The sequence below is a fragment of the Pseudomonas sp. Irchel 3E13 genome, from assembly GCF_900187455.1.
Lineage (GTDB): Bacteria > Pseudomonadota > Gammaproteobacteria > Pseudomonadales > Pseudomonadaceae > Aquipseudomonas.
The window spans coordinates 56,573-74,843 of the sequence record NZ_FYDX01000009.1; the positions used below are offsets into that span (position 1 = coordinate 56,573).

Here is an 18,271-nt window from a genome sequence, read left to right on the forward strand (position 1 = left end):
CCTGTAGTTTTAAGCGACTGGTACTGCACGCGCGAGACACATAGCGGCCCCCTACTCAACTGCCGGGATAGGTATCAGGGAAAATGCCCTGAGCGGAAAGCTGCTTGTCGTAGGCCTCGATCACCAGTTGCCTAGCCTCTTGAAATCGATAGATTTGCTCATCGTAGATGAACGCCAACTCACCCCAGAAATGATGAACCGTGGAAAGGGCAACAACATTGTCGTGACGATCAGATCGGGCCTTCTCCTTCACTTCTTCCAACTTGTTGCGGGTGCCCATTCTGCCGCCCGCAATACCGGCAATCCCGTGCTCCAGAACATGGACGAGGATTTTCCATGTGGGATCATCGTCTTCGAAGATCTTGATCATGTTGTCCCCTTGCTTTCGAGTAGCCCAAAACTAAATGGCAATGGCTCATTTCACCATTGGCCTAAAGTAGCCTCTCCCCCCACACTTCTTCTCTGGCCCCCTCACACAGCAGTCCGCCCTATCACGCATCTGTGGCTGGCCGTCGCGCTCGCCCTTCTGCAAGCGCCTCCAGGAACTGGCCGGCACTTTTCCGGCCACGTGTACATGCCCTGATAAGCTAGTTGCTCGAGCAGAAACGTCTATATCGTAGATCGTTTTTCCTCACAACGCGTCTTGTTCAGCCTCTTGCTCGTCTTCCCCGGTGCCTTCTTCATGAGAACGTACCCACTTACCGGAAAATGTCGCTGAAAGTCCGCAGTACTCACTTGGAGTAGGTGAAGTGATTATCGCTGCTGACTTGCCGAGTACAATGTCAAAATGCTCACCCGTAGCTTTTTTATTCTTATCTATAACTCGCATTGATGTAGATATTTCTCCGGTTGACTGGATTCGGGCTACAGTATTTTCCATGGCCCAAACATCACATTCATGTTGAGTGGTAGTGTCTACGGTCTGAATATGGACAGCCAGAGGCTGTATTGGGGTGCCGTGCTCTAGTTCGTTTGCAACAAGCATTCTTCCTGCATAACCGCCTTCTTGGAATGAGAAGTAAGTAAATTGTTGGGAAAATGCAAAGCTGGAAGTGCTTAAAGCTGTAGCAACTGCAAGATATTTTAATATGCGCATAGAAGCTCCTTTGAAATCTACAAAAGTCACCGCTCTGGCGTTCTCAGGCTGACCATTGAGTTTTACATGTTCGATAATGAAAAAATGCATGATTAGTTTTTCCGGGCGGTGATTACTCACTATGCATCTTGCGCGCATTTGTTAGAGTACTTTGAATGTTAGTTTCTGACTTAGATCAAAGAATCTTGGGTCGACAACAATGACTTTGGCATCAGGATCGCCCATCTGTAGCCCTTTAGCCATAAAATAAGTCCCCTCCATCTTTACCCTTCTACCATTCAAGGCTTTCAATACCTCTAACTCCTTCCCATCAACACCAAAAATTGGTACTAGTCCAATACCATATTGTTCACCCGTTTGATTTTCCGATTCAAAGTACAACCAGTCTTTCCAAGGGCCGACACCCGGCTTGATGTATCCTATGAATCGCCCGTTCTCTCGTTTATATTTCTCAAGACCCTGTATCGTATACCCGGTGGTTGCATCAATTATATAATCGGCATGAATCGCCCCTGGTTTCGTAGACACCTCCAAGCCTCATAATGAGTCCCAAATAGGAGGTGCCATGAGTCGTCAGCGTTACCCCGAAGAGTTCAAGATCGAAGCGGTCAAGCAAGTGACCGAAAAAGGCAAACCTGTTGCCGATGTCGCCCAGCGGCTGGGCATGTCCGTGCACAGCCTTTACGCCTGGATCAAGGTCTACAGCAAGCCCCAAGAGCAGCGTCAGCAAGATGATGATCAGCAGGCCGAGTTGCGCAAGCTACGCGCTGAACTCAAACGTGTGACGGAAGAGAGAGACATCTTAAAGAAGGCCGCCGCGTACTTTGCCAAGGAGTGCGGCTGAAGTACGCCTTTATCAAGCAGCGCGCGGGCGAGTATTCGATTCGACGGCTTTGCCTGACGCTGAAAGTCCATCCCAGAGGTTATTACGCCTGGCTGTCTGAGCCGCAATCTCTACGAGCCAAAGACGAGCATCGACTGCTGGGTTTGATCAAGCATTCATGGCTGGAGAGCGGCGGCGTTTATGGCTATCGCAAAATCCATGACGATCTGCGCGAGGCCGGTGAGGATTGTGGTCGTCATCGTGTGGCAAGGCTGATGCGTCTTGAAGGTCTGCGTTCTCAGACAGGTTATCGACGCCGCCCTGGAAAGTACGGCGGTAAGCCAGCGGTCGCCTCACCCAATTTGCTGAAGCGGCAGTTTGATGTCGTAGAACCCAACAAGGTTTGGGTCACCGACATCACTTATATTCGTACGTATGAAGGCTGGCTGTATTTGGCAGTGGTGCTGGATCTGTTTTCTCGTCAGGTCGTTGGCTGGTCAATGAAGTCGCAGATGACCAGTGATTTGGCCCTTGATGCGTTATTGATGGCGGTTTGGAGGCGAAAACCGAAAAAGGAGGTGATGGTTCACTCCGACCAGGGCAGCCAGTACAGCAGCTCCGATTGGCGCAGCTTTTTGAAGGCAAACAATTTGGTTGCCAGCATGAGTCGCCGAGGCAACTGTCATGACAACGCCGTGGCCGAGAGCTTTTTCCAGCTTCTGAAACTGGAACGGATCAAGCGAAAAATCTACACCACTCGGGAAGATGCTCGGAGTGATGTGTTCGATTACATCGAGATGTTCTACAACGTAAAACGCCGCCATGGTTTCAACAATCAGCTGTCACCGGGAGAGTTTGAAAAGCGTTACGCAATGAGCTTGCAAGGTGTCTAGAGAATCCGGGGCGATTCACTCCTCCGGCTCCACCGCATTCACCTTGTCCAACTGAGCAGTCATCCGGTGCAGAAAACCGATGAGTGTTTCCACCTCTGTTTCTGTCAAACCCCCCAGCAACAACCGTTCCCGCTCCAGCGCGGTGACCAGCACCCGATCATGCAGCGCATGCCCCGCTTCAGTGAGCGAGACGGTGTAGCGACGCGCATCTTTTGCATCCACCTCAGTCGATACGTGCCCATCCCGTTCAAGCGTTTGCAGTGCCCGGCTGATGGCGCTCTTGTCCAGTCCGATCACCTGAACCATACGGTTGGCGCTGATGTTGTTTTCAACCGCGAGCATCGCCAGCAGTCGCCATTCGACGATGCCAATCCCGAAATGCTTGCGGTAGCAGGCGGATGCGCCACTCGACATTTTGTTGGTCAGGAAGGTCAGCAGCGCCGGTACGTAGCGCTCCAGATTCAGTGGCGTATGTGGCATGGCAGGAAAGATACCCGTGCATTGAAATGAAATTAGTTGACACCGCAACTAAAATGGCTAGGATGAAAATCATGTGAGGATTGCGCGTCCGCATCATAAGCGCACGCGACACTACAACAAAAACCAGAGGTCCCGTGTCATGACTCGCTTGTGCCCTTCGTTCCTGCCTGATCCGTAAACCCCGATTTTCCCGCCGGTGTGCCCGGCACTCCCGTACTCATTTTCAAACACTGCATAACCGTGGTGAGGGCAGGCTCATGCTCGAAGTTTGTGTGTCACAGAAAACCATCGAAGCCGACGGCGTTTGCAGTTTCGAACTGCTCGCCGTGGAGGGGGCGGCGTTGCCCGCGTTCACCGCGGGTTCGCATGTCGATGTTCAGGTTGCGCCAGGTGTGGTTCGGCAGTATTCGCTGTGTAATTCCCCTGAGGAACAAGGTCGCTATTTGATTGCCGTGCTTCACGAAGCCGAATCCCGTGGCGGATCAAGGGGCATGCACCTGGATGTCGGGGAGGGTGCCCGGCTCACTATCGGCACACCGAGAAACCTGTTCGACCTCGATCTGACGGGGGAGCGCTATCTGCTGTTCGCGGGAGGCATCGGCATTACGCCGATCCTGGCAATGGCTCATACCCTGATTGCCGCCGGCAAGGATTTCGAGCTGCATTACTGCGGACGTTCGGTTCAGCGCCTGGCCTTTGTTGAACTGCTGAACAGCCCGCTTTTCAGCCGCCACCTTCGACTGCATGTGGATGACGGACCTGTCGAGCAGCGGTTCAACGCCGCGCAGGTGCTCGCGAGCCCTGCCGCGGGTGACCAGCTTTACGTCTGCGGCCCGGCGGGCTTCATGACCCATGTTCAGTCCACCGCCAACGCCTGCGGCTGGAACGATCAGCAGATTCATCGAGAGGATTTCGCCGCGCCGCCCCAGGTGCTTGAGGGCGACCGTGCTTTTGACGTCGAGCTTGCGCGTTCCGGGCGGGTCATCAGCATCCCGGCCTGCCGCACCGTGCTTGAGGTGTTGCTGGAGAACGCCATCGATATCGACAGCTCCTGTGAGCAGGGTATTTGCGGCGCCTGCGTCACTGCGGTGCTGGCCGGCGAGCCGGATCATCGCGATCAGTTCATGACCGAAGCGGAACACGCCCGCAATGACCGTTTCACCCCGTGCTGCTCACGTTCGAACAGCCCCCGCCTGGTGCTGGACCTGTGACCCCCCAACAAGAAGATGAAAGGAGATCGTTATGAGTGCATCCCATGCTCACGCGCTTGCCCACGCGGTAGGCGCGACAGCCGAAGAACCGAAGTTCCCGCTGAACCAATGGTACGTCGCCGGGTTCGCCTGGGAGCTCAAGGACAAGCCGCTTGGCCGGACATTGCTGGGCAAGCCAGTGGTACTTTTCCGCACCGCTGACGGTAAGGTCGCCGCACTCGAGGATCGTTGCTGTCACCGGGCACTTCCGCTGTCCAGCGGCACGCTGGAAGAGCAGGGTTTGCGTTGCGGTTATCACGGCCTTTTGTTCGACGCCACGGGGCAGTGCCTTGAGGTGCCGGGCCAGGCGAAGGTGCCGACCAAGGCCAGGGTCCAGGCGTATCCCGTTCAAGAGCGCGACCAGATCATCTGGATCTGGTTCGGCAGCGCCTCGCAGCCGCAGCCAACGATCGAACCGCCGGCGTACGAGGTTCACAGCAGCGGCGAATACGTCTTCGAAGGCGGCATCTATCACTACGATGCGCCGTATCAACTGATCCACGACAACCTGCTGGACCTGAGCCACCTGGGCTACGTGCACCTGCGCACCATCGGTGGCAACGCCAGCGTTCACATGAATGCGCAGATGCGCGTCGAGAGTGATGACACCTCGGTGAAAGTGGTCCGCCATATGCCCGGGTCGCAGCCACCCCCGACGTACAGCGCGGCGTATCCCTTCAAAGGCAAGGTCGATCGCTGGCAGGAAATCGAGTTTCTGGTCAGTCATCTGCGCATCTGGACCGGCGCGGTCGATGCCGGAACGGACGCCCTCGATGACCCTCGCCGTGGCGGCTTCCACATGCGCGGTTTCCATGGCGTGACGCCAGAGACCGAGACGACCAGCCACTACTTCTGGACCATGGCGACCAACCCCGAAAGCAATGTCGAAGAGGTCAAGGCCAAGGTCGTCGAGCAGACCGCGCTGACCTTCGATGAAGACAAGGTGGTGATCGAGGCCCAGTACAAGAACATGCTCGGTTTCGGTCCCCGGCCGATGGTTGATATCCACGTGGATGTTGGCGCCAACCGCGCGCGCAAGATCATCGAACGCCTACGCCTGGCGTCTGCCTGATGTCACCGGCGGCAGGCGAGGTATCGCCTGTGGCGATACCTGGTAGCGCGAAACTGGCACGCGGGCGATGACCCGGCAGGGTATAAGTCGCCCATGCGCTACCGTCGTCTCGATCTGAACCTGCTGGTCGCTTTGAATGTGCTGCTGGAAGAATGCAGCGTCAGCAGAGCGGCCCAGCGCCTGAACCTCGGCCAGTCGGCGACCAGTGCCGCGCTGGGGCGGCTGCGCGAGCATTTTCAGGACCCGTTGCTTGTCCCGCTCGGTCGCGGCTTGCAGCTCAGCCCGCTGGCACGTCAACTGGCACCCAAGGTGCGCGATGTACTCGACCTGGCCGGCGAACTCGTGGAAACCACCGCCGACTTCGACCCCGCCCGTTGTGAGCGGCGTTTCACCCTCGTGGCGTCGGACTATGTGGCGGCCACGCTGATACCCGCCGTCAGCCGCGAACTGTGCCGTCTGGCGCCCGGCGCATCGCTAGTGGTGCGGGATCTGTCGCTATCGCGTGACGGCGACCAGGTGGGCGAAGCGCTGGAGTACCGCCGCAGCGATCTGGTGATCGTGCCGCAACGGCGGATCAATCCCGCGTATCCCCACGCTCCGCTGCTCGAGGATGAACTGTGTTGCATTGTCTGCGCGGAGCATTGGCCTGAAGGCAATGACCTGAACCTCGCCCGTTACCGCGCCGCCGAGCACGTAGTGCGAGAGTTCGCCGATGGGCAGAGCCTGTCGCTGGACACGCAGCACCTGAGGGACATCGGCATCGAGCGACGGGTAGTCGCGACGGTGCAGAGCTTCGCCCTGATGGCGGAGTTCGTGATCCAGACCCCGCGGGTCGCCACGCTGTTCCGCCGCCAGGCCGAGGCGCTGGCGCGACGGTATCCGTTGCGGGTGCTGCCGGCGCCTATCGAATTTCCGGCAGCCTCCCAAGCGCTGCAGTGGCACCCGCAACAGGTGTGCGACCCGACGCTGGCCTGGTTCCGCCAGGTGCTGGTGGAGCAGGCCGGGTTGCTGCGTCAGGGCTGAGGATCACCGGTTTCGCCGTGCAAGCCGACCTCTTCGATGGCCAGTAGCGCACAGCGCTCGTCATTGTCCGAGGTGTCGCCGCTGACGCCGAGGGCGCCCAGCAAGCGGCCTTCGGCATCGCGCAGCAATATTCCTCCGGCGACCGGGATCACCTCGCCATCGGTCAGGCTGTTTATCGCATCGAAGAACGCGGGCATCGCCTGGGCCCGGCGCGCCAGTTCTCGACCGCCCATGCCCATGCCCAGGCAACCGCGAGCCTTGCCGGTGGCGATTCGCGGACGCAAGAAGCTGGCGTCCTCATCGCGCAGCACGGCCAGCGGGTGGCCGGCGCCATCGAGCACCGCCGCGGCGAGCGGGCGCAGGCCGAGCTTGCGGGCATGGCGAAGGGTGGCCGCCGCGAGGCGCGCGGCGTGTTCGACGTCGAGACGGGTCATGTTCATTGGCTCCATTTGCCGAGTTCCGCAACGCGGCTGCGGGTGTAGAGATCGGTCCACTTCAAGGTGTTGAAGTCCGACACCTGTTTCGGGTTGTAGGCGGTCCGTTGCAGGTTCACCGGTTCGCCGGCTTTGTAGACGGCGTGCAGGCGGTTGCGGTCCTGAAGGATGCGGATGTCATCCAGCGGCGAGCCGTCGAGTATCAGCAGGTCGGCCTGCTTGCCCGGCTCCAGGGTGCCGATGGTTTCACCGCGGGGCATCAGGCGCGCGCCGACGTTGGTCGCGGCAAACAGTGCTTCCGCCGGGGTGAATTCCAGGCGGCGCACCAGCAACTCCAGTTCGCGGGCATGCCACTCGCCGTACGGCGTGACCGCGAAGCCGCTGTCGCTGCCGCAGGCAAAGGGGATACCGGCGGCTTTGGCCCGCTTGAGCACCGGCGTGCCCACTTCCAGGGTGCGTGCGCAGTAACCGGCGTAGCCGGTGGTGATGGCCGGGTCGTGGGGCTGGCAGAAATCCACGGTGTTCTGCGGGAAGGTCATCGTCGGCGCCAGCACGGTGCCGGCTTCGAGCAAGGCCTCGATGCAGGCGTCGTCCATGTAGAACGCATGAAAGACCAGGTCCACGCCCGCCTTGGCGGCGTACATCACGGCCTCGCGACCGTAGGCGTGAGTGGCCACGCGGCAGCCAAGCCGATGAGCTTCCTCGACCATCTCGCGGGTTTCGTCGGCGGTGAAGGCGGCGATGATTTCGCCGTTGGGACGACGCTGGGTGCCGTCCATGGCGATCTTGATCAGGTCCACGCCATCTTTGGCCTGCTTGCGGATTTCCGCGATGGCGTCGGTACGACTGGTGACCAGTGCGGCGGTGAAGAATTCCGGTGCGCCGACGCGGCTCGGGAACCAGTCGTTGAGGCTCTGTCGGTTGGTGATCACGCGGCTGCTGGCGGCGATTCGCGGCCCGGCGAAAAGCCCCGCGTTGACCGAGTTGCGCACGGCGATGCTGAGTTGGCCGCTGTCGCCGGGGCAGACCATGGAGGTGACACCGGCGGCAAGCACGTGCTGGGCGAAGAACAGCCCGCGCAGGGCGCGAAATTCGTCACTGGTCCAGATGTCGATATCTTCCTCGCTCTGGGCGTTGCCGAACGCCAGGTGGGTATGCACGTCCACCAGGCCCGGCATGACGAAATCGCCACGGACTTCCCGGTCGCCTGCCACGGGCCGTGGGGCCTGGGCTGTCGGGCCGACATGGCGGATCACGCCGTTGTCGATGATCAGGGTCTGCTGCTGGCGGACGTCCAGGCCGGTGCCGTCAAACAGGGTGGAGCAGTGCAGGTGCAGGGCGCTCATGGTTGTGGATCTCCTCGTCTTGTTTGCCCCGGAGGCTAGGGCGCCAGTGCCTGGATGCACTATCAGATGCTATCGATGGCGAACCATCGACGCCGTGGATAGCTAGCGCAAGCCGCGCAGGGCCTGGGCGCGAGGGGAAAAACAGCGGGGCCGGAACAGGTATCGGGAGTGGCGATGCCAGGCATGGGGATTGGCGATTTTTCCCCAAGGCGTGGTGAGGCGAGGATGCGCCTCCCAATCACCTCGGAAGGAAAATGTTCATGAATGTTGTTGATGACCTCCTGCGACGGGAAGCCGAACGCCAGCGCGCGCTGGTCGAAGAAGACCATGCCGGGCTCGAAGGTCTGTTTGCCGATGAGCTGGTGTATGTCCATACCACGGGGCTGGTGCAGGACAAGGCGCAGTACCTGGACTATGCGCGGCAAGCGGTGCGTTACCTGGCGGTGGAGCGGGGTGAGCTGACGGTTCGCCTGTTTGGCGACAGCCTCGCGTTGATGAGCGGGCCGCAGTGCAACCTGCTGCAGAAGCGCGGAGGTGGCGAGCCGGTGCGCGCCGAAGGATTTGCCACGCAAGTCTGGGTGAGGGAGGACGCCGGTTGGCGCATCGCCTCGTTCCATGGCACCCGCACCGCGGGCTAGGCGCACGCCGCCCCGACGCCGGCGCGGCGCTCGGGGTGGCGGGGCGGTTTCAGCCGGTTGCCAGCCAGTCGTCTTCCTGCTGGTCGATGCGCTGGATGCAGTCGCGGATGCGCTCGCGCAACCAGCGGTGCATGGGGTCGCCCTCCATGCTCCGGTGCCAGAGCATGAATTCGCGCATCACCGGGATTTCCATCGGCGTCGGCAGGATGCGCAGGGGCAGGTAGCGCGCATAAAGCCGGGCCAGGCGACGGTGCATGGTCGCCAGGCGCGGGGTGCCCACCAACAATTGCGGCAGGGTGTTGAAGTCGTTGCTGATCACCTCCAGCCGGCGGTTGACGCCGTACTGGTTCATGATCCAGTCCTCGATGCTCAGGTGCCGGTTGCGGCCGAAGCCCACCGAGATGTGCCCCATCTCCAGGTACTGCTCCAGCGTCAGCGAATCGCCGACGGCGGGGTTGTCGCGCCACACCACGCAGACATGGTCTTCCTCGAACAGCAACTGCGCGGGATGGTCGTCGATGATGTAGCGCTCGGGGACGATCATCATGTCCACCTCGCCGCGCATCAGCAATTCACCACTGTTGTCGCCGGGGCTGATGATCTCGAAGGTGATGTGCGGCGCTTGCTGGTGGATCTTCTGAATGACCTGGGCGAACAGCACGCTGATCAGGTAATCCGAGGTCACCAGGCGAAAATGCCGCTTGCTGCTGGCAGGGTCGAACACCGGGCGTGCCGTGATGGACGAGCGGATGGTCAGCAGCACTTCACGCACCGGTCCCGCCAGTTCCAGCGCATAGGGGGTGGGCTGCATCTTGCGCCCGACCTGCACCAGCAGTTCGTCTTCGAAGAACGTTCGCAGACGGCCCAGCACACCGCTGGTGGCCGATTGGGTCATGTGCAGGCGCTCGGCGGTGCGGGTGATGTTCTGCTCTTCCAGCAGCACATCCAGCGCGACCAGGAGATTGAGGTCCAGGTGGTGAAAACGCATGGTGATGGCTCACGGTTCTTGTAGTTGTTTTGCCGATACCTTCCCGTCGCACCCGCGTTGCGTCAATCCCCCGGTTCCCCTGAAAAGCGGCAAATGCCCGGCGCCATGGCCCGCCGCGCAGGTATCGCGATTGCCGATGCCTGGCATCCCCGTTGGCGATGGATCCGGTCGCTCACGCCCCGTGTAACGGCGCGTTTCAGGTATCGCGCTGCTCGATAGGTCACATCCCGACAAGCGATTAGTCAGAGGCGGCAGCGCGAGTCAACCTGTGCCCGTCGCCCGGTCTATCCCGCCGGGTGGCGCCACCTCGGCATTTCGACCGTACCGGTCCGGCTGCCTTACCGGCCGGTGGTGGCTGAGAAAAAATGCCAACAAAAACAATAAAAGAGGGTTAGTTCGATGGCTATTCGCTCCATCGCCGCATCGCGGCGTGCGCCCTTCACCCTGACGCTCGCGGCGGCGCTGGTAATCGGTCTTCCGTCCGCCCAGGCGTTCGAGATCCAGACCGGCAACCCCGACCTGAGCCTGCGTTGGGACAACACCATCAAATACAGCGCCGCCTGGCGCACCCAGGACCAGAGCAGCAAGCTCACCACGGGCCAGGTCGCCCTGAACCAGGACGACGGTGACCGCAACTTCAACAAAGGCCTGATTTCCAACCGCCTCGACATCCTCTCGGAACTGGACATCGGTTACCGCGATTTCGGCGCACGCGTCAGCGGTGCCGGCTGGTTCGACACCGAGTACCAGAAGGACAACGACAACAACGATCCGTCCCGGGCCAACGTGCGCTCGGTGGCCTATGACCAGTTCAGCGATGACACCCGTCACCTGCACGGCGGCGATGGCGAGTTGCTGGATGCATTCGTGTACTGGAACGGCGACGTGGCGGATCGCGCCGCCTCGGTACGGCTCGGTCGTCACGGCCTGATCTGGGGCGAGAGCCTGTTCTTCGGCGCCAACGGCATTGCCGGCGGCATGGCCCCGGTGGACGTGGTCAAGGCCGTGTCGGTGCCCAACACCCAGTTCAAGGAAATCACCCGTCCGGTCAGTCAACTCTCCGGCACCTTTCAACTGACCGATGCGCTCTCGCTCGGCGCCTACTACCAGTTCGAATGGGAAGAAACCCGGCTGCCGGGGGCCGGCAGTTATTTCTCGGTCAGCGACACTATCGGCGAAGGCAACGAGCGGCTGATCACCGGCGCGCCGTTCCCGGCGTTCCTCGGTGGCAACCCGGACAGCCCGGCGGCGTTCTTCCACGGTAACGACAAGGAAGCGAAAAGCTCGGGGCAGGGCGGCCTGCAGTTGCGCTACACCGCCGACACCGTCGAGTACGGCCTGTACGCCATCCAGTACCACGACAAATCGCCCAAGCTGTACCTGAAACCCAACGCCACCGGCCCGAACTTCGCCACCGGGCAGATCGGCGAGTACTACTGGGTGTACCCGGAAAATATCCGCGCACTGGGCGCCAGCTTCGCCACCAGTGTCGACGAGTACAGCTTCGCCGGTGAGGCATCGATGCGCTGGAACATGCCGCTGGTGTCCAACGGCCAGACCGTCACCCCGGGCATGGTCGCGGACAACGACGACCACCCGCTGTATGCCGTCGGCCGCACCGCGCACCTCAACCTGAACATGATCGCCTCGCTGGGCCCGTCGTTTATCGCCAACGAGGCCAGCCTGGTGGGCGAGGTCGCCTGGAACCGCCTGCTCAGCGTGACGAAGAACCGCGCCGCGCTGGACCCGGGCGCCACCGACGATGGCGTCGGCCTCAAGCTGGTTTACACCCCGACGTATCGCCAGTTGTTCCCCGGCATCGACCTGAGCGTGCCGCTGGGCATCAGCTACTTCCCCATGGGCAAGTCGGCGGTGGTCGGCAGTTTCGGCCCTGACCGCGGGGGTGATTTCAACGTTGGCGTCACCGCCACCTACCTCGACCGGGTCACGTTCGGCCTGACCTACACCCACTACTACGGCCCCGAGGACACCAACCTCAATTCGCTGTCGCAGTTCACCTTCAAACAAGCACTGAAAGACCGGGACTACCTGGCCTTCTCGGTTAAAACAACATTCTGAGGGGACGTTCATGACCTTGCCTTTTTCTCTCAAGACCTTCTGCGTCGCCGTGCTCGGCGCCGCGGCCCTGAGCCTGCAACCGGCCCAGGCCGCCAGCCCCGATGACCTCGGCAAGCAGTTGACGCCCATGGGCGCCGAGCGCGCCGGCAACGCCGACGGCAGCATCCCGGCCTGGGATGGCGGCTACACCAAGGTGGATCCGTCCTTCAAACAGGGCGGCACGCGCAGCGATCCGTTCAGCGGCGACAAGCCGCTGTACAGCATCACCGCGAAGAACCTCGACCAGTACGCCGGCAAGCTCAGCGATGGCACCAAGGCCATGTTCAAGCGCTACCCGGAGAGCTACCGCATCGACGTCTACCCGACCCGCCGCAGCGCCGCCGCGCCGCAATGGGTTTATGACAACACGCTGAAAAATGCCCGCGACGCGAAGCTGGTGGACAGCAGCGCCGGGCCGGTGCCGGAAGGTGCTTATGGCGGCATCCCGTTCCCGCTGCCGAAGAATGGCGCGGAGGCGATGTGGAACCACCTGCTGAACTGGCGCGGAACTTCGCTGGCCATGGATTTCCGGCACTACCTGATGACCGCCGACGGCGCCCAGGTGATGACCACCGACGGCAAGGCCATCCAGGAAATGCCGTACTACTACCAGGACGGCAACGCCGCCAGTTTCGATGGCGATTACTGGCTGTTCCGCCTGCTCAACGTCGGCCCGGCGCTGCGGGCCGGCGAGCAGATCATGGGCCGCACCAACATCAACGGCGACAAGTCCCAGGCCCACGTCTACCTGACCGGCCAGCGCCGCGTGCGCAAGTTGCCCAACGCCTGTTGCGACACGCCGACGCCGGCCACCGCCGGGGTCATGTCGTTCGATGAACTCAGCGTATTCCAGGGCCGCATGGACCGCTTCGACTGGAAGCTGGTGGGCAAGCAGGAGATGTACATCCCCTACAACACCAACAAGATCCAGACCGCCGCGAAACCCGAGGACCTGTTCGCCAAGCACCACCTCAACCCCGACTACGTGCGCTGGGAACTGCACCGGGTCTGGGTGGTGGAAGCCGACCTGGCGCCGGGCAAGCGCCACCAGTTGCCGAAAGGCCGCTACTACCTCGACGAGGACACCTGGCAGGCCATGCTCGGCGACCGCTGGGATGCCAATGGCCAACTGGCCAAGACCCTCTGGTCGCTACCGTCGGTAATGCCCGACCTGCCCGCCGTGGCCCAGTTGTCCTCGGGCTTCTACGACCTGGTGTCCGGGGCCTGGTTTATCCAGAACCTCTACACCGGCAAGGACCAGCAATACGCCATCGTCGATCGCTACAAGGCCGCCGAGTTTTCCCCGGCCGCCATGGCCGGACGCGGCGTGCGCTGATGAGCCGAGGGGAGGGCGCCCGTCGCCCTCCCGTCCAGGACTGGAATCGAGGTAGATATGAACAGAGTGCTTCAGTTGAGCGGCCTGTTGCTGGCCCTCGCCTTGCCGATGGCGTCGCAGTGCTTCGCCCAGGCGTCGTTGCACCGGCTGACGGTGGGCGATGTGCTGGAGAGCCCGGCGAGCCAGGTGCCGAACCCGCAGCGGGCGGTGTACACCGCGCTGGCGCGGGCCGGCGAGCGGCTGGTGGCGGTGGGGGAGCGCGGGCTGGTCTTGCTGTCCGATGACAATGGCCGGCAATGGCGGCAGGTGCCGGTCCCGGTATCGGTGGGCCTGACGGCCGTGCAGTTCGCCGATGCGCGCAGTGGTTGGGCGGTGGGGCACGCCGGGGTGGTGCTGGCGACCCGCGACGGCGGCGAAAGCTGGGTCCTGCAACTGGACGGAAAGGACGCTGCTCGACTGGAGCTTGAAGAGGCCGGTCGTGCCTTGCCCGGCGCGGCGGATCAGGCGGCGGCGCAGTCGCGCCTGGAGACCGCGCAGCGCATCGCCGCGGAACAACCGGACAAACCGTTCCTGGCCATCGCCGCCAGCGATGCCGCCAACGTGCTGGTGGTCGGCGCCTATGGCCTGGCCATGCGCAGCACCGACGGCGGCGAGCATTGGCATTCGCTGATGGGCCGCATCGATAACCCGGACGGCTTGCACCTGTACGCCGTCGCCCGCCAGGGCGAGGCCTGGGTGCTGGCCGGCGAGCAGGGTTACCTGGCCCGTTCCGCCGACGGCGAGGACTTCCATCCATTACCCAGCCCTTACGGCGGCAGCCTGTTCACCCTGGCACCGCGGGGCGATGGCGCGCTGCTGATCGGCGGGCTCAAAGGCAATGCGTTCGTCCTCGCGGCCGACGCGCAAGAGGCTGAAGCCCTGCCGGCCCTGGCGCCGGTGTCGTTCAGCGACGCCATTGCTCTTGGCGACGGCCGTGTGCTGCTGGCCAACCAGGCGGGCGGCTTGTTCGCCAGCTCGCCCGACGGCTTTGCCGCCGTCTTCGAGCCGCTGCGCAAACCGGTGTCGGCCGCCATTCAGGCCGCCGATGGCAGCCTGGTGTTCGCCGGCTTTACCGGGCTCTCGCGCGTCGCGCCGCCCGCTGTTTCCGCTTCGGAGTGACCTTCATGAATTGCGCTAGCCGCCCTCCCGCCGACAGCGGCCCGGAGGCGTTCGATCCACGCTCCGGCTCGCTGGTCGAGCGGGCCCTGTTCAACCACCGCCACTGGGTCTTGCTGCTGTGCCTGCTGACCACCGTCCTGCTGGGCTGGCAGTCGGCACGCCTGGAACTCAATGCCAGCTTCGAGAAGATGATCCCGACCGGGCATCCCTACATCGCCAATTACCTGGAGCGGCAGCAAGAGCTGTCGGGCTTGGGCAACGCCTTGCGCATTGCCGTGGCGAACCCCAAGGGCGATATCTATGACGCCGGCTACCTGCGCACGCTGCAGGCCCTGAGCGAGCAGATCTACCTGCTACCGGGCGTCGATCGCGCCTACATGAAGTCGCTGTGGACCCCCGCGACCCGCTGGGTCTCGGTCACCGAGGACGGCCTGGATGGCGGTCCGGTGATCCCGGACGACTACGACGGCAGCCCGAAGTCCCTCGGTGAACTGCGGCGCAATGTGCAGTTGTCCAACGAGATCGGCCAACTGGTGGCGTTCGACCAGCGCTCGAGCATCATTTACGTGCCGTTGCTGGCGCGCACCCCGGACGGCCAGGCGCTGGACTACGCGGTGCTGTCCGAGCGGCTGGAAGCCTTGCGGGCGAAGTTCCAGGGCGACAGCGTCGACATTCACATCACCGGCTTCGCCAAGAAAGTCGGCGACCTGATCGAAGGGCTGCAGCAGATCCTGCTGTTCTTCGCCGTGGCCATCCTGATCACCACCGCGGTGCTCTACGCCTACACCCGCTGCGTGCGCAGCACCTTGCTGGTGGTGGCCTGTTCGCTGGTGGCGGTGGTCTGGCAACTGGGCCTGCTGCCTTTGCTGGGCTTCCAGCTCGACCCCTATTCGGTGCTGGTGCCGTTTCTGGTGTTCGCCATCGGCATGAGCCACGGCGCACAGAAAATGAACGGCATCATGCAGGACATCGGCCGCGGCATGCACCGCGTGGTGGCGGCGCGCTTCACCTTCCGCCGCCTGTTCCTGGCCGGGCTGACGGCCTTGCTCTGCGATGCCGTGGGTTTCGCCGTGCTGATGATTATCCAGATCAAGGTCATCCAGGACCTGGCGATCATCGCCAGCATTGGCGTGGCGGTGCTGATTTTCACCAACCTGATTCTGCTGCCGGTGCTGCTCTCGTATGTCGGCGTCAGCCCACGCGCCGCCGAGTTGAGCCTGCGCAGCGAGCGGGCCGAGGAGAGCGGCAAGGCGCGTCATCCGTTCTGGCGTTTTCTCGATCTGTTCACCCGCAAGCCCTGGGCGAAGCTGTGCATCGGCGTCAGCCTGGTCATGGCCGTGCTCGGTTTTCTGGTCAGCCTGCACCTGGCCATCGGTGACCTCGATGCCGGTGCGCCGGAGCTGCGCGCCGACTCGCGCTACAACCGTGACGATGCCTTCATGACCCAGGCCTACGGCGCCAGCAGCGACCTGTTCGCGGTCATGGCACAGACCCCCGCGGGGGCCTGTGCCCGGTACGACGTGCTGCGCAAGGTCGATGAACTAGATTGGCAACTGCGCAGCTTGCCGGGCGTGGACTCCACCAATTCGCTGGCGCTGCTCAATCGGCGGATGCTGGTCGGGCTGTCCGAAGGCAACCCGAAATGGTACGAGCTGCAGAACAACCAGGCGATGCTCAACATGATCACCGCCAGCGCGCCGCGCGGCTTGTACAACGAGTCCTGCAGCCTGCTGACGCTGTACGTCTACCTCAGCGACCACAAGGCCGAGACCCTGACCCGGCTGGTCGAGCATGTCGAAGGATTCGCCGCGGCCAATGACACCGACGAGGTGAAGTTCCTCCTCGCCGCCGGCAACGCCGGGATCGAGGCCGCCACCAATATCGTCGTGCGCGAGGCCAACCGCGAGATGCTGTTCTGGGTCTACGGGGCGGTGATCCTGCTCTGCCTGGTGACCTTCCGTTCCTGGCGCGCCACGGTCTGCGCGGTGATTCCGCTGATGCTCACCTCCATCCTGTGCGAGGCGCTGATGGTCTGGCTCGGCATCGGGGTCAAGGTCGCCACGCTACCGGTGATCGCCCTCGGGGTGGGGATCGGGGTCGATTACGCGCTGTACGTGATGAGCATCCTGCTCGGCCATCTGCGCCAGGGCGCGAGCCTTTCCGAGGCGTATTACCGTGCCCTGGTGTCCACCGGCAAGGTGGTGATGCTGACCGGCGTGACGCTGGCCATCGGCGTCGGCACCTGGATGTTTTCCCCCATCAAGTTCCAGGCCGACATGGGCGTGCTGCTGGCCTTCATGTTCGTCTGGAACATGGTCGGCGCGTTGGTGCTGCTGCCGGCGTTGGCGTGCTTTCTGTTGCCGGTGCGCAACCGGCCCGGGCGGGACGCTGCGCAAGCGTCCGCCACCAAGGAGGTGACCCATGCGTAATCAAGCCCAGGCGGGCCTGCCGCAATCGCTGTTGCTGTTGCTCGGCAGTTGCCTGCCCGTGCTGGGTGCGGTGCTGTTGGCACCGGTGCTGCCGCGCATGCACGAGCACTTTGCCAACGATCCACTGGTCGCCGTGCTGGTGCCGGTGAGCCTGACCATCCCGGCGCTGGTGATTGCGTTGCTGGCGCCCTTCGCCGGACTGATCGCCGATCGCCTCGGGCGCAAGCCCTTGCTGCTGGGTTCGATGCTGCTGTACAGCCTGTTCGGCCTGTTGCCGCTGTGGCTGGAATCGTTGCCGGCGATCGTCGCCAGCCGCGCCGGCCTGGGTCTGGCGGAGGCGGGGATCATGACCTGCTGCACCACCCTGATCGGCGACTATTACCAGGGCGCCCGGCGCGAGCGTTTGTTCGCTTTGCAGATGGTTTGCACCTCGCTGTCGGCGGCGGTGTTCATCAGCGTTGGCGGCGCATTGGGGCAGGACGACTGGCGCACGCCGTACACCTTGTATGGCGTCGGCCTGCTGTTTTTGCCGCTGATGGCGTGGTTGCTGTGGGAGCGCGAGGGATCTTCGGTGCAGGTCGAGGGTGAAGCTTCCGGGTTCCCCTGGAGCACCTTGCTGCCGCTGTACCTGTTCAGCCTGCTGGCCGGCGCCAGCCTGTTCATCGTGCCGGTGCAGGCGGGCTTTCTGCTGGGGCTGTTGCAGGTCGATTCGCCGCAGCAGATCGGCATGGTGATGGGCGCCAACCAGTTGGGCGTGATGCTCGGCGCCCTGAGTTTCCGCTTGTTCCATCGCTGCGCCCGGCAGCACCTGCTGTTGCTGGCGTTCGTCACCGCCGGGCTTGGCGGCTGGCTGATGGCGCGGGCCGGGAGTCCAGCGTTGCTGACCCTGGCGGTCGCCCTCAATGGCCTGGGTATCGGGCTGATGTTGCCGACGCTGATTACCTGGATCATGTCCCGGGCCAGTTTCGCCCAGCGTGGGCGGGCGACCGGCGGTTTCACCGCCGCGCTGTTCGCCGGTGAATTTGCCAGCCCGCTGCTGGTGCTCGGGCTGACCGGAGGCAATCACCAGGCACTGCCGGACGCACTGGCGCTGGTGGGGTTGGCGCAACTGCTCCTGGCCGTGAGCTGCCTGCTGTTGCCGCGCTTGATCGCGTCGCGGGCGGTGCCTGCGCCGACCTTGCCGTGAG

General features: G+C 62.7%; 17 protein-coding genes. 10 read left to right on the plus strand and 7 right to left on the minus strand.

What is annotated here, in order from left to right:
* Positions 1 to 55: 55 nt before the first annotated feature.
* From CKW37_RS16850 to CKW37_RS32480, 3 genes are all read right to left on the minus strand, one after another.
* Positions 56 to 370, minus strand: a complete 315-nt coding sequence (locus CKW37_RS16850; protein ID WP_095156845.1) for a hypothetical protein — start codon at positions 368 to 370, stop codon at positions 56 to 58.
* A 261-nt stretch (positions 371 to 631) separates the two neighbouring features.
* A complete protein-coding gene (locus tag CKW37_RS32475) occupies positions 632 to 1,186 on the minus strand; it encodes a hypothetical protein (protein WP_143502018.1) in 555 nt (184 codons plus the stop codon).
* A gap of 51 nt (positions 1,187 to 1,237) precedes the next feature.
* On the minus strand, positions 1,238 to 1,624 hold the full coding sequence (locus tag CKW37_RS32480; protein WP_143502020.1) for a hypothetical protein: 387 nt from the start codon (positions 1,622 to 1,624) through the stop codon (positions 1,238 to 1,240).
* A gap of 37 nt (positions 1,625 to 1,661) precedes the next feature.
* On the opposite strand from CKW37_RS32480, the gene CKW37_RS16855 reads away from it, so the two are divergent.
* Positions 1,662 to 2,812, plus strand: a protein-coding gene (locus CKW37_RS16855; protein ID WP_095156846.1) for an IS3 family transposase whose coding sequence is annotated in 2 segments (ribosomal slippage) — positions 1,662 to 1,905 and positions 1,905 to 2,812 — 1,152 coding nt in all. Because the reading frame shifts where the segments join, the coding sequence is not laid out codon by codon here.
* Positions 2,813 to 2,827: 15 nt separating this feature from the next.
* Here CKW37_RS16855 and CKW37_RS16860 read toward each other — a convergent pair.
* Positions 2,828 to 3,292 (minus strand): MarR family winged helix-turn-helix transcriptional regulator, encoded by a 465-nt coding sequence (locus CKW37_RS16860; protein ID WP_095156847.1) that lies wholly within the window; start codon positions 3,290 to 3,292, stop codon positions 2,828 to 2,830.
* A gap of 257 nt (positions 3,293 to 3,549) precedes the next feature.
* Here CKW37_RS16860 and CKW37_RS16865 point away from each other — a divergent pair, with 257 nt between their 5' ends.
* From CKW37_RS16865 to CKW37_RS16875, 3 genes are all read left to right on the plus strand, one after another.
* Positions 3,550 to 4,503, plus strand: coding sequence for a PDR/VanB family oxidoreductase (locus CKW37_RS16865; protein WP_095156848.1), 954 nt, complete (start codon positions 3,550 to 3,552; stop codon positions 4,501 to 4,503).
* A 31-nt stretch (positions 4,504 to 4,534) separates the two neighbouring features.
* Positions 4,535 to 5,614, plus strand: a complete 1,080-nt coding sequence (locus tag CKW37_RS16870; protein ID WP_095156849.1) for an aromatic ring-hydroxylating dioxygenase subunit alpha — start codon at positions 4,535 to 4,537, stop codon at positions 5,612 to 5,614.
* A gap of 93 nt (positions 5,615 to 5,707) precedes the next feature.
* Positions 5,708 to 6,637 carry a LysR family transcriptional regulator gene (locus tag CKW37_RS16875; RefSeq protein WP_095156850.1) on the plus strand — a complete coding sequence of 310 codons (930 nt, stop codon included), beginning with the start codon at positions 5,708 to 5,710 and terminating at the stop codon, positions 6,635 to 6,637.
* Here CKW37_RS16875 and CKW37_RS16880 read toward each other — a convergent pair.
* Together CKW37_RS16880 and CKW37_RS16885 are read right to left on the minus strand one after the other, a co-directional pair.
* Positions 6,628 to 7,071 carry a heme-binding protein gene (locus CKW37_RS16880; protein WP_095156851.1) on the minus strand — a complete coding sequence of 148 codons (444 nt, stop codon included), beginning with the start codon at positions 7,069 to 7,071 and terminating at the stop codon, positions 6,628 to 6,630. The two genes, CKW37_RS16875 and CKW37_RS16880, sit on opposite strands and share 10 nt — an antisense overlap.
* A gap of 2 nt (positions 7,072 to 7,073) precedes the next feature.
* Positions 7,074 to 8,417 carry an amidohydrolase family protein gene (locus tag CKW37_RS16885; RefSeq protein WP_095156852.1) on the minus strand — a complete coding sequence of 448 codons (1,344 nt, stop codon included), beginning with the start codon at positions 8,415 to 8,417 and terminating at the stop codon, positions 7,074 to 7,076.
* 260 nt (positions 8,418 to 8,677) lie between these two features.
* Here CKW37_RS16885 and CKW37_RS16890 point away from each other — a divergent pair, with 260 nt between their 5' ends.
* Positions 8,678 to 9,055 (plus strand): nuclear transport factor 2 family protein, encoded by a 378-nt coding sequence (locus CKW37_RS16890; RefSeq protein WP_095156853.1) that lies wholly within the window; start codon positions 8,678 to 8,680, stop codon positions 9,053 to 9,055.
* Between the two features lie 49 nt (positions 9,056 to 9,104).
* On the opposite strand, the gene CKW37_RS16895 is transcribed toward CKW37_RS16890, so the two are convergent.
* A complete protein-coding gene (locus CKW37_RS16895) occupies positions 9,105 to 10,043 on the minus strand; it encodes a LysR family transcriptional regulator (RefSeq protein WP_095156854.1) in 939 nt (312 codons plus the stop codon).
* 399 nt (positions 10,044 to 10,442) lie between these two features.
* On the opposite strand from CKW37_RS16895, the gene CKW37_RS16900 reads away from it, so the two are divergent.
* Genes CKW37_RS16900 through CKW37_RS16920 form a run of 5 tightly spaced genes read left to right on the plus strand, consistent with a single transcriptional unit; the run spans position 10,443 to position 18,270 of the window.
* Positions 10,443 to 12,122, plus strand: a complete 1,680-nt coding sequence (locus tag CKW37_RS16900) for a DUF1302 domain-containing protein (RefSeq protein WP_095156855.1) — start codon at positions 10,443 to 10,445, stop codon at positions 12,120 to 12,122.
* 10 nt (positions 12,123 to 12,132) lie between these two features.
* Positions 12,133 to 13,497: a DUF1329 domain-containing protein gene (locus tag CKW37_RS16905; protein WP_095156856.1), complete on the plus strand. Its 1,365-nt coding sequence runs from the start codon at positions 12,133 to 12,135 to the stop codon at positions 13,495 to 13,497.
* 57 nt (positions 13,498 to 13,554) lie between these two features.
* Positions 13,555 to 14,655: a YCF48-related protein gene (locus CKW37_RS16910; protein WP_095156857.1), complete on the plus strand. Its 1,101-nt coding sequence runs from the start codon at positions 13,555 to 13,557 to the stop codon at positions 14,653 to 14,655.
* A gap of 5 nt (positions 14,656 to 14,660) precedes the next feature.
* Complete coding sequence (locus tag CKW37_RS16915; RefSeq protein WP_095156858.1) at positions 14,661 to 17,084, plus strand: RND family transporter; 2,424 nt, start codon at positions 14,661 to 14,663, stop codon at positions 17,082 to 17,084.
* Positions 17,077 to 18,270 (plus strand): MFS transporter, encoded by a 1,194-nt coding sequence (locus tag CKW37_RS16920; protein ID WP_095156859.1) that lies wholly within the window; start codon positions 17,077 to 17,079, stop codon positions 18,268 to 18,270. The genes CKW37_RS16915 and CKW37_RS16920 overlap by 8 nt, the downstream gene beginning before the upstream one ends.
* Position 18,271: the final 1 nt, after the last annotated feature.

What these genes read in the sequence shown, in the direction of transcription:
- CKW37_RS16850 (WP_095156845.1), bottom strand. Translation starts at nt 370, where the DNA reads ATGATCAAGATCTTCGAAGACGATGATCCCACATGGAAAATCCTCGTC.
- CKW37_RS32475 (WP_143502018.1), bottom strand. Translation starts at nt 1,186, where the DNA reads ATGCATTTTTTCATTATCGAACATGTAAAACTCAATGGTCAGCCTGAG.
- CKW37_RS16860 (WP_095156847.1), bottom strand. Translation starts at nt 3,292, where the DNA reads ATGCCACATACGCCACTGAATCTGGAGCGCTACGTACCGGCGCTGCTG.
- CKW37_RS16865 (WP_095156848.1), top strand. Translation starts at nt 3,550, where the DNA reads ATGCTCGAAGTTTGTGTGTCACAGAAAACCATCGAAGCCGACGGCGTT.
- CKW37_RS16870 (WP_095156849.1), top strand. Translation starts at nt 4,535, where the DNA reads ATGAGTGCATCCCATGCTCACGCGCTTGCCCACGCGGTAGGCGCGACA.
- CKW37_RS16875 (WP_095156850.1), top strand. Translation starts at nt 5,708, where the DNA reads ATGCGCTACCGTCGTCTCGATCTGAACCTGCTGGTCGCTTTGAATGTG.
- CKW37_RS16880 (WP_095156851.1), bottom strand. Translation starts at nt 7,071, where the DNA reads ATGACCCGTCTCGACGTCGAACACGCCGCGCGCCTCGCGGCGGCCACC.
- CKW37_RS16885 (WP_095156852.1), bottom strand. Translation starts at nt 8,417, where the DNA reads ATGAGCGCCCTGCACCTGCACTGCTCCACCCTGTTTGACGGCACCGGC.
- CKW37_RS16890 (WP_095156853.1), top strand. Translation starts at nt 8,678, where the DNA reads ATGAATGTTGTTGATGACCTCCTGCGACGGGAAGCCGAACGCCAGCGC.
- CKW37_RS16895 (WP_095156854.1), bottom strand. Translation starts at nt 10,043, where the DNA reads ATGCGTTTTCACCACCTGGACCTCAATCTCCTGGTCGCGCTGGATGTG.
- CKW37_RS16900 (WP_095156855.1), top strand. Translation starts at nt 10,443, where the DNA reads ATGGCTATTCGCTCCATCGCCGCATCGCGGCGTGCGCCCTTCACCCTG.
- CKW37_RS16905 (WP_095156856.1), top strand. Translation starts at nt 12,133, where the DNA reads ATGACCTTGCCTTTTTCTCTCAAGACCTTCTGCGTCGCCGTGCTCGGC.
- CKW37_RS16910 (WP_095156857.1), top strand. Translation starts at nt 13,555, where the DNA reads ATGAACAGAGTGCTTCAGTTGAGCGGCCTGTTGCTGGCCCTCGCCTTG.
- CKW37_RS16915 (WP_095156858.1), top strand. Translation starts at nt 14,661, where the DNA reads ATGAATTGCGCTAGCCGCCCTCCCGCCGACAGCGGCCCGGAGGCGTTC.
- CKW37_RS16920 (WP_095156859.1), top strand. Translation starts at nt 17,077, where the DNA reads ATGCGTAATCAAGCCCAGGCGGGCCTGCCGCAATCGCTGTTGCTGTTG.